12 protein-coding genes and 1 tRNA gene are annotated in these 8813 nt (G+C 62.6%); 6 read left to right on the forward strand and 7 right to left on the reverse strand.

The features are described 5' to 3' along the window. From ilvC to BGO62_RS11010, 7 genes are all read right to left on the reverse strand, one after another. Nucleotides 1-594: ketol-acid reductoisomerase (gene ilvC / locus BGO62_RS10980; protein WP_296642283.1), on the reverse strand; the 594-nt coding region annotated here is incomplete at its 3' end. 38 nt (nucleotides 595-632) lie between these two features. Further along, complete coding sequence (gene ilvN / locus BGO62_RS10985; RefSeq protein WP_296642284.1) at nucleotides 633-1124, reverse strand: acetolactate synthase small subunit; 492 nt, start codon at nucleotides 1122-1124, stop codon at nucleotides 633-635. Then, a complete protein-coding gene (locus tag BGO62_RS10990) occupies nucleotides 1121-2833 on the reverse strand; it encodes an acetolactate synthase 3 catalytic subunit (protein WP_296642286.1) in 1713 nt (570 codons plus the stop codon). The genes ilvN and BGO62_RS10990 overlap by 4 nt, the downstream gene beginning before the upstream one ends. A 157-nt stretch (nucleotides 2834-2990) precedes the next feature. Next, on the reverse strand, nucleotides 2991-4229 hold the full coding sequence (locus BGO62_RS10995; RefSeq protein ID WP_296642287.1) for a peptidoglycan-binding domain-containing protein: 1239 nt from the start codon (nucleotides 4227-4229) through the stop codon (nucleotides 2991-2993). A gap of 161 nt (nucleotides 4230-4390) precedes the next feature. After that, nucleotides 4391-4726: a DUF2173 family protein gene (locus BGO62_RS11000; protein WP_296642289.1), complete on the reverse strand. Its 336-nt coding sequence runs from the start codon at nucleotides 4724-4726 to the stop codon at nucleotides 4391-4393. 9 nt (nucleotides 4727-4735) lie between these two features. Beyond that, nucleotides 4736-5074 (reverse strand): DUF2173 family protein, encoded by a 339-nt coding sequence (locus tag BGO62_RS11005; RefSeq protein WP_296642291.1) that lies wholly within the window; start codon nucleotides 5072-5074, stop codon nucleotides 4736-4738. 14 nt (nucleotides 5075-5088) lie between these two features. After that, nucleotides 5089-5493, reverse strand: a complete 405-nt coding sequence (locus tag BGO62_RS11010; protein WP_296642294.1) for a DUF2173 family protein — start codon at nucleotides 5491-5493, stop codon at nucleotides 5089-5091. Between the two features lie 79 nt (nucleotides 5494-5572). On the opposite strand from BGO62_RS11010, the gene BGO62_RS11015 reads away from it, so the two are divergent. From BGO62_RS11015 to BGO62_RS11040, 6 genes are all read left to right on the forward strand, one after another. Continuing rightward, entirely contained in the window at nucleotides 5573-6010 is a 438-nt protein-coding gene (locus tag BGO62_RS11015) for an RDD family protein (protein ID WP_296642296.1), read from the forward strand. 4 nt (nucleotides 6011-6014) lie between these two features. Further along, nucleotides 6015-6446 carry a DUF6231 family protein gene (locus BGO62_RS11020; protein WP_296642298.1) on the forward strand — a complete coding sequence of 144 codons (432 nt, stop codon included), beginning with the start codon at nucleotides 6015-6017 and terminating at the stop codon, nucleotides 6444-6446. A 129-nt stretch (nucleotides 6447-6575) separates the two neighbouring features. Next, a complete protein-coding gene (locus BGO62_RS11025) occupies nucleotides 6576-6995 on the forward strand; it encodes an SseB family protein (protein WP_296642301.1) in 420 nt (139 codons plus the stop codon). A gap of 13 nt (nucleotides 6996-7008) precedes the next feature. Further along, nucleotides 7009-8391 (forward strand): FAD-linked oxidase C-terminal domain-containing protein, encoded by a 1383-nt coding sequence (locus BGO62_RS11030; protein ID WP_296642304.1) that lies wholly within the window; start codon nucleotides 7009-7011, stop codon nucleotides 8389-8391. 57 nt (nucleotides 8392-8448) lie between these two features. Further along, a tRNA-Ala gene (locus BGO62_RS11035) sits at nucleotides 8449-8524 on the forward strand. A 16-nt stretch (nucleotides 8525-8540) separates the two neighbouring features. After that, nucleotides 8541-8723 (forward strand): hypothetical protein, encoded by a 183-nt coding sequence (locus BGO62_RS11040; RefSeq protein ID WP_296642306.1) that lies wholly within the window; start codon nucleotides 8541-8543, stop codon nucleotides 8721-8723. Nucleotides 8724-8813: the final 90 nt, after the last annotated feature.

Here is an 8813-nt window from a genome sequence, read left to right on the forward strand (position 1 = left end):
CAGCACAGCCTGTTCGCCGAACAGGTCGGTCTCGGTTTCTTCGCGGAAGGAGGTTTCGATCACGCCGCCCTTGGTGCCGCCGTTGGCGCAGGCATAGGACAGGGCGAGGTCACGCGCCTTGCCGGACTTGTCCTGGTACACCGCGATCAGCGACGGCACGCCGCCGCCCTGGGTGTAGGTCGAGCGCACCAGATGGCCGGGGCCCTTGGGCGCCACCATCACGACGTCGAGGTCGGCGCGCGGGGTGATCTGGTTGTAGTGCACGTTGAAGCCATGGGCGAAAGCGAGCGTCGCACCCTGCTTCAGGTTGGGTTCGATATCGCTGTAATACGTCGCTGCCATCAACTCGTCGGGAATCAGGATCATCACGAAGTCGGCGGCCTTCACGGCATCGGCAATTTCCTTGACGTCGAGCTTGGCCTTCTTGGCCTTGTCCCACGAGGCGCCGCCCTTGCGCAAGCCGACGGTGACTTTCACGCCGGAATCCTTCAGGTTGTTGGCGTGGGCATGGCCCTGCGAGCCGTAGCCGATGATGGCGACCTTGCGCTTCTTGATGAGGGAAAGATCGGCGTCCTTGTCGTAAAAAACTTTCATGTGAATTCCCGGGCAAATAAATAAAAACGGATTGAAAATCAGGCTTTGAGGCTGCGCTCGCCGCGTCCGATGCCGGACGCGCCAGTGCGCACGGTTTCGATGATGAAGGCGGGATCGATCGCCTCCAGGAATGCGTCCAGCTTGGAGCCGGTGCCGGTCAGTTCGATGGTGTAGGTGGCATCGGTGACGTCGATGATGCGGCCGCGGAAGATGTCGGCGGTGCGCTTCATTTCCTCGCGCCCGGCGCCCGTCGCCTTGACCTTGACCAGCATCAGCTCGCGCTCGATGTGGCGGCCCTCGGTCAGGTCCATCACCTTGATCACGTCGACCAGCTTGTTGAGCTGCTTGGTGATCTGCTCAATGACCTCTTCCGAACCCACGGTGACGATGGTCATGCGCGACAGGGTGGCGTCTTCGGTCGGCGCCACCGTGAGCGACTCGATGTTGTAGGCGCGGGCGGAGAACAGCCCGGCCACCCGCGACAGCGCGCCGGCTTCGTTTTCCATCAGGAGGGAAATGATGTGTCTCATAGCTCCTCCGCCAGGATCATTTCGGACAGGCCCTTGCCGCCTTCGACCATGGGAAAGACGTTCTCGGTCTGATCGGTCTGGAAGTCCATGAACACCATTCTTTCCTTGAGCGCGGGCGAGAAGGCCTCCTTCAGCGCGGCCTCGACGTCCTCCGGCTTGTCGATGCGCATGCCGATGTGGCCGTAGGACTCAGCCAGCTTGACGAAGTCGGGCAGCGACTCCATGTAGGACTCGGCGTAGCGGCTGCCGTAGAAGAACTCCTGCCACTGCCGCACCATGCCCATGTAGCGGTTGTTGAGCATGACGACCTTGACCGGGATGCGGTACTGCTTGCAGGTCGACAGTTCCTGGATGTTCATCTGGATGCTCGACTCGCCGGTGATGCAGGCCACCTGCGCCTCGGGATGGGCGAGCTGCACGCCCATGGCGTACGGCAGGCCGACGCCCATGGTGCCGAGGCCGCCGGAATTGATCCAGCGGCGCGGCTGGTCGAACTTGTAGTACTGCGCGGCCCACATCTGGTGCTGTCCCACGTCGGAGGTGATGTAGGCATCGCCCCCGGTCGCTTCCCACAACTTCTCAACGACGTATTGCGGCTTGATGATGGGGCTGTTGCGGTTGTAATTGAGGCAGTTTTTCGAGCGCCACAATTCGATCTGCGTCCACCAGGCGTTCAGCGCGGCCGCCTCAGGTTTTTCCTTGGCCTGCTTCAGCAGGGCCAGCATGTCGGCCAGCACGTTCTGCACGTCGCCGACGATGGGCACGTCGACCCTGACGCGCTTGGAAATCGACGAAGGGTCGATATCGATATGGATGATGCGGCGCTGCTCGCGCGCAAAGTGCGCGGGATTGCCGATCACCCGGTCGTCGAAACGCGCGCCGATCGCCAGCAGCACGTCGCAGTGCTGCATCGCCATGTTGGCTTCGTAGGTGCCGTGCATCCCCGGCATGCCGAGGTTCTGCCTGTCGGTGGCGGGATAGCCGCCCAGCCCCATCAGGGTGTTGGTGATGGGAAAGCCCAGCAGGCGCGTCAACTCGGCCAACTGCGCCGAGGCATCGCCCAGCACCACGCCGCCGCCGGTGTAGATCATCGGCCGCTTGGCTTCCAGCAGCATCTGCACCGCGCGTTTCAGCTGCCCGCTGTGGCCCTTGATCACCGGGTTGTAGGAACGCATCTCGACCGAGGCCGGATACTCGAATTCGGCGAGATGGGCGGTCACGTCCTTGGGCACGTCGACCACGACAGGGCCGGGACGGCCGGTGGATGCAATGATGAAGGCCTTTTTCATCGTCACGGCCAGGTCTTTTACGTCCTTGACCAGGAAGTTGTGCTTGACGCAGGGACGCGTGATGCCGACGGTGTCGACTTCCTGGAACGCATCCAGCCCGATCGCCGCGGTCGGCACCTGGCCGGTGACGACCACGATGGGAACGGAATCCATGTAGGCGGTGGCAATCCCGGTCACCGCATTGGTGACGCCGGGGCCGGACGTCACCAGCGCCACGCCGACGCGGCCGGTGGCGCGCGCATAGGCGTCGGCGGCATGCACCGCGGCCTGCTCGTGGCGCACCAGCACATGCTTGAACTTGTTCTGTTTGAAGATCTCGTCGTAGATGTTGAGCACGGCCCCGCCGGGATAGCCGAACACGAACTCGACCCCCTCTTCAGCCAGACAACGTACAACGATCTCGGCGCCCGTGGCTTCCATATAAATGGCAAAAAACTAATTCGTTGGTGAACCCGTGAGGGTAATCGTTTTGCCATGATTCGGTCAAGAAATCATGCCGTAGCGCCATTTTGCGCAACTTTAACCGCCCACAAAAAACCCTTCCGCGGACGGAAGGGTTTCAAGCAGGGCCGGGCGGTTACTGAGGGGAAATCCCCAGCGCCGTGACGGTCTCGACCGTGAGGTAGCCATCCGAGGCCAGGCCTTTGGCAGTCTGGAAGGCCGCGACCGCAGCCATGGTGTCGGCGCCCAGGTTGCCATCAATCGGCCCGGAGTAGAATCCGGCTGTCTGCAAAGCCTTCTGGATTTCCGTGATCTTGGCCTCCGTCGCGTTCACGTCGCACAAGACCTGAGTGCAGTATTGCTTGCCGGGGCTGACCAGAACCTGCTGATCGACGGTCTCATACTCGGCCGGCACCGCAACGCGCTTCTCGGTGGCAGGCTGCACCTGCGTCATGACTTCGCGTTCGTAATCAACCGGCACAACCTTGGTCACCGTGGTGGCAGGCTTGACCATCTTGGCGACATCGCGCTCCGCGTATTCGGCAGGCACCTCCACGCTTCGGGTCGTTTCGGGGGTCTTCAGCACGGTCCGCTTGACGGTGCCGTATTCAGCCGGCACCTCTTCATAACGAGTCGTTGCGGGTGTTTTCAACACACGATTGGTGACGGTCTGATATTCGGCGGGAACTTCAACCAGGCAGAAAATTTCGCCCTTCTCGTTAACCCTCTGAATACTGGTGGCCGTGCCCGGCTTCCAGGTGGTATAGGCTGCGCGGACCAGCTTTTTCTCCGTTACATCCTCATAGACGGCAGGTACCTCGATGGCCTTTTTGCTGGCCGGCTTGACCATGACACGCTCTTCGACGTCCTCGAAAACGGCCGGCACATATTCCAGGCGGGTCGTGGCAGGCTTCACCACGATGCGCTCCTTGACCGTTTCATACACGGCGGGAACAACTTCCTGGACTTCCTCGCTGGTGACGCGAACCTTTTCCGCTTTAAAGACGGGCGGCACGATTTCGACGCGCTCGCTTGCTTCCTTCACCAATTTCTTGACGCTTTCGGTGCGATAAACCGGCTCCTTGACGATCAAGACATAGCACTCGCCCGGCTTGGCGCTGGCCATGCACTGTTCCTTGGTAGTGGCAGCGGGGGCCGGCTTGGCCACCGCTGCGGGCAGGGCATCTTCCTTACAGGGTGGGTCCAGCAATTGCCGCCCCGGGCATCCAATCGTCTTGTAAAGCTCGTAGCCGGTGGTGTTGCCGCCGACGTTGCTCGGGTCGTAATAACGGGTTTCCGCAACAACCGGGCTTGCAAGGCTGCCAAAGCCCACTGCCAGAAGAGTGGCATTCAGGACATTCAATGGAATACGCATTTCGGGCTCCTCCATCTCTAGCTAGTTACACTTTTTCAAACTAGACCATGAGAAAAGCCCTGCCTAGGGGATTGAGTCGCGAATGCTTGCAAGCCGCGGAATTCCCCAAACTCGGGAACCCGCGTGGAGACGTAGCGACAAGTGGATCGACGCTGGCGGGGTTATTCGTGCGCGGCTTCGCCGAGCGCTCGCATGATTTCGTTCAGCGAGCCCTGCGCATCTTCAACCAGGCACACCACGTTTCCGGTGCTGCACACGGTCAGCCCTGCGCCCTGCACGATCCAGCCCTGCGACGGCGACCAGCCGCGCATCTGCGAAAACAGGGACAGCAGATCGGTATTGCTCGACACCATGCGGCGATACCACTGGGCAAACCTCGCCATCCGCTCCATCAAGTCGGGAGACAGCATGCCTTCGGCCTCCATGATCGCGCCATCGTCGCGAAAGCGGCACACGGCGGTCACGCCATCCAGCACCAGGATTTTGTTCAGCGACATACGCGCTCCTCAGTCCGCCTGCACGGCATTGAACGCGGCCTCGTAGTCGGCATCGCGGTTCTTGACGACGACGCCGCGGTTGCCATTCGCCACCACCGACCATTCCAGGCCCACGACCGAGACGCCCTTGAGCGGCTGGAATCCGCCCTGTCCGGTGAGGGCTTCCCAGCCGCTCGCTTCCATGCTGGCTATTGCCAGATTGGCGACGCACGCGTGTGCCAGCAACTCGAGCACCTGCGGGGTCAATTCGGTTCCCTCGCGCAGCACGTGCGATTGCAGGGCGCCCCTGTCGTTGTAAGTGAACGCCGCCAGCGCGCCCGGCAATTCCATCATTTTCTCCAGGTCCATATTCCCCCCGTTTGTCAGTACAACGCTTCCTTGGTGTCGCCCCCCAGCCTTGCATACAGGCTGGCCAGCAGGTCGTCCTGCACATCGCCCACTTTGGCACGCATGATGGTCATGACGTCATTCAGCAATTCGTCGCGGTTTTCGATGAAGGAGAAATAATTACCCACTGCGCAAACCGTGATTTGGCTGCCGCGCACGATCCAGCCTTGTACCGGCCGGCACCCGCAGTTTTCGGCAAAAGAGTCGAAAATTTCGGCCTGCATGTTGACCGACAGTGTATTGGCGCGACACACGATCGAAGCCATGCGTGCAAATTCCTCGGTGAGCGCGCCCTCGTACGAGAAACGGTCGCCGCGATACGCATATTCGCCGGCAGCGATGACACCGGGAATGGCCATGAGTTGCTTTACGATATGCATCGAGCCCCCTCCTGGATTTTTGACTTGGTTGCGGCACGCTGTGGCAAAGTATCGCACCCAGCTGCAATATAGAACCACCATGCAAGACAACGCAACAGACCTCGCCCCGGCGCCCTTCCTGGTGCGCATCGCCGCCATGATCTACGAATCGCTGCTCGTCGCAGCGGTGGTGTTCGTGGCCTCCTTCATCATCATCCCGGTCGTCGGCGAAATGCACGCGCCATGGCAGCGGCATCTGTTCCAGGCTTATATCGCAGGCGTGCTGTTCGCCTATTTCAGCGCATTCTGGCTGCGCAGCGGACAAACGCTGGCGATGAAAACCTGGCGTATCCGCCTGGTCAACCGGAACGGAGGCCGCCCAAGCTTCAAGCAGGCCGCACTGCGATTCGTTCTCGCATTTTTCGGCTTGCTGCTGGCGGGAAGCGGCTTTTGGTGGGCCCTGTTCGACCGCGACCGGCTGTTCCTCCACGACCGCATCGCCGGCACCCGGCTGGTGCGCGTGCCGCGCAAGGCGTGAGGAGATGAGCTGGCGCGACCACCTGCAAGCGCGCCTGCTGGAGATGCGGCCCGCCAGCGTGCATGCACTGGACGAAGCGGCCCGCCAGCTGGCCAGCCGCGTGCTGCAAGACACGCCGGTGCGCGCGCCCGGCAAGCCGCCGGATTCGCTCTGCGCACTGGCCTTGGGGGTCGATGCGCTGAACGGGCTGAACGTGCAGCAAGCCCGGCACCTGATCAACCAAACACGCCTCTATATCGCTCCGCGCATCCTGCTCGTCGCGCAACCGGACTGCGCGCTGGACTGCGGAATGTTTCGCGCACTCGGCTTCACGCCGTCGGCGACCGCCGCAACGGAAAACAGGCATATCCATTACTACGATCTCGACACCTACAAAACCGTGCCGGACTGGCTCAATACCCGCCACTGGGCACACCCCGAACGCTGGCAGCCCTGAAGGACTCCGACCCGTTACGCGCGGGAATCCCATGCGCCGTTCCAACCGGGCCTGCGCGTTCCCGGGAAGCGCCCGCCGCCCACGCCATCGGTTACACTGGCCACTGTCATCGCGCAACGACCCGACGTCATGAATTTCATCCCCCACAACGCGCTTGAAGAACAGCTGGCTGCCGTCCATGCCGGCACGCTCGATGCCGAGACGTTCGTGCTGCAGTTGGCCGGCCAGCAGCTGTTCATGCCGGTGCGCGACGAAAAGAATCCCATTCAGGGATTCCAGCGTTCGCTCCAGGCAGAGCCGCTGATCATCGAAACCGAAGACGGCGAGCGCGTGCTGGCGGTGTTCACCAGCCCCGAACGCGCCAAGCCCTTGGTCGAGCACTTCCCCGAATTTTCGGGCGGCCTGCTGACCGAGTTTTCCTGGCTGTTGCGCCGCATCGGCGGCGGGGTGCCGATTGCGCTCAATCCGGGCTGGGACATCGGCATGGATTTCGACGCCGACACGATCGCGCAGCTGGTCGTGCAACTCCCCCCCGAACACCCGGCCTGACGCGCCCCGCCCCATGCTGTCCGAATCCGCACTCGCCGCCTTCCGTTCCGCCCTGGGGGCGGATCGCGTCTTCGACGACGCCGTCACGCGTGCCTTGTATGCCCACGACGAAACCCCGCGCCATGTCGAGCCCGAGGCCGTGCTGTTCCCGGCCTCGCACGCCGACGTGGCCGCGCTGGTGCGCATCGCGTTCGAACATGGCATCGCCCTGACGCCGCGCGGCGCCGGCTCCGGCAACGTCGGTGGCGCCCTGCCTGCGCCCGGCAGCGTCGTCGTCAGTTTCGAGTGCATGCGGCGTGTGCTCGAATTCGACCCCGACAACCGCCTGATCGTCGTCGAGCCCGGCGTGGTCACCGACGACATCGACCGCATCGCGCGCAGCGCCGGCCTGTTTTATCCGCCCGATCCCGGCAGCAGCGCCTATTGCCGCATTGGCGGCAACCTTGCCATGAACGCTGCCGGGCCGCGCGCCGTCAAATACGGCGTCACCCGCGACTATGTGCTGGGGCTGCGCGCCGTCACCGGCAGCGGGCAGGAAATCCGCACCGGCTGCCGCACCACCAAAGGCGTCACCGGCTACGACCTGAGCCGCCTGCTGGTCGGTTCCGGCGGTACCCTCGCGCTCATCACCGAAGCCACGCTGAAACTGCTGCCCGCACCGGAAGCCGTCGCCACCCTGCGCGTATGTTTCGCCAGCAACCGCTCCGCGCTCGACGCGGTCAGCCGCGTCATGCATCAGGCCGTCACGCCCTGCGCGCTCGAATTCATGGATCGTCATGCCATCGATGCCATCCGCCCGACCGGCGCGGCGGACGATCTGCCGCCAGGCACCCGGGCGTTGCTGATGGTCGAAGCCGACGGCGCCGCACAGGATTTGCCGCGGCAGATCGCCGCGCTGGAACAGGCACTCGCCGGCGAAGGCCTGCTCGACATGCGCAGCGGCTTCAAGCGCGACGACATCGCGCGGCTGTGGGCAGCGCGCAGATCGCTGTCGCACGCGGTCAAGCGCATCGCGCCGCTGAAGATCAACGAAGATGTCGTGGTGCCGGTATCGCAGCTGGCCGACTTCGTCGACTTCATCGACCACACCGCGCAGGCGCAGCGTCTACCGATCGTCTCGTTCGGCCATGCCGGCAACGGCAACCTGCACGTCAACCTCATGGTGCACCCCGACGATGCGGACGAAATGAGGCGTGCCCGCCTGGCCCACGAAGCCATCATGCTGCGTGCGCTGGCGCTGGGCGGCACGCTCTCGGGCGAACACGGCATCGGCACCGAAAAGCGGCGCTTTGTCGCGCAGGAAATCGATCCCGCCACGCTGGGTCTGATGCACGCGATCAAACAGCAGTTCGACCCGCACGGCCTGCTCAACCCCGGCAAACTTTTTCCTGATTAAGATGGGCACAAAGGCTTTACAAGCGCAAAAGGCATCTATAGAATGCGCGGCTTCGTTGGGGGTATAGCTCAGCTGGGAGAGCGCTTGCATGGCATGCAAGAGGTCAGCGGTTCGATCCCGCTTACCTCCACCAACTAACAGGAAGTCCGATGCACAAGCTTGGCGTCATCACCACCCTGCTGGGGTTGATACTGAGCGTAGTCGGTCTGATCGTTGGATTTTGGAAAATGTTGAACGGTAGCGAGTACGCCGAAATCTGGCTGGGACTGGTACCATTGGGTTTCGTCGGTTTGCTACTCGGCGTCACCTTGACGCAGCTTTCCAAGAAGTAAGACGGCGCAAGCCGTGGCAACAAAGTTGGCGGTTCACACCGTCGTCCGGGTCCCCATCGTCTAGAGGCCTAGGACATCGCCCTTTCACGG

The sequence above is a fragment of the Thiobacillus sp. 65-1402 genome (assembly GCF_001897685.1).
In the GTDB taxonomy this organism is placed as follows: domain Bacteria; phylum Pseudomonadota; class Gammaproteobacteria; order Burkholderiales; family Thiobacillaceae; genus Thiobacillus.

Excerpts from the sequence above, each read along its gene's own strand:
- ilvN (WP_296642284.1), bottom strand. The coding sequence starts at position 1,124 with ATGAGACACATCATTTCCCTCCTGATGGAAAACGAAGCCGGCGCGCTG.
- BGO62_RS10990 (WP_296642286.1), bottom strand. The coding sequence starts at position 2,833 with ATGGAAGCCACGGGCGCCGAGATCGTTGTACGTTGTCTGGCTGAAGAG.
- BGO62_RS10995 (WP_296642287.1), bottom strand. The coding sequence starts at position 4,229 with ATGCGTATTCCATTGAATGTCCTGAATGCCACTCTTCTGGCAGTGGGC.
- BGO62_RS11000 (WP_296642289.1), bottom strand. The coding sequence starts at position 4,726 with ATGTCGCTGAACAAAATCCTGGTGCTGGATGGCGTGACCGCCGTGTGC.
- BGO62_RS11005 (WP_296642291.1), bottom strand. The coding sequence starts at position 5,074 with ATGGACCTGGAGAAAATGATGGAATTGCCGGGCGCGCTGGCGGCGTTC.
- BGO62_RS11010 (WP_296642294.1), bottom strand. The coding sequence starts at position 5,493 with ATGCATATCGTAAAGCAACTCATGGCCATTCCCGGTGTCATCGCTGCC.
- BGO62_RS11015 (WP_296642296.1), top strand. The coding sequence starts at position 5,573 with ATGCAAGACAACGCAACAGACCTCGCCCCGGCGCCCTTCCTGGTGCGC.
- BGO62_RS11020 (WP_296642298.1), top strand. The coding sequence starts at position 6,015 with ATGAGCTGGCGCGACCACCTGCAAGCGCGCCTGCTGGAGATGCGGCCC.
- BGO62_RS11025 (WP_296642301.1), top strand. The coding sequence starts at position 6,576 with ATGAATTTCATCCCCCACAACGCGCTTGAAGAACAGCTGGCTGCCGTC.
- BGO62_RS11030 (WP_296642304.1), top strand. The coding sequence starts at position 7,009 with ATGCTGTCCGAATCCGCACTCGCCGCCTTCCGTTCCGCCCTGGGGGCG.
- BGO62_RS11040 (WP_296642306.1), top strand. The coding sequence starts at position 8,541 with ATGCACAAGCTTGGCGTCATCACCACCCTGCTGGGGTTGATACTGAGC.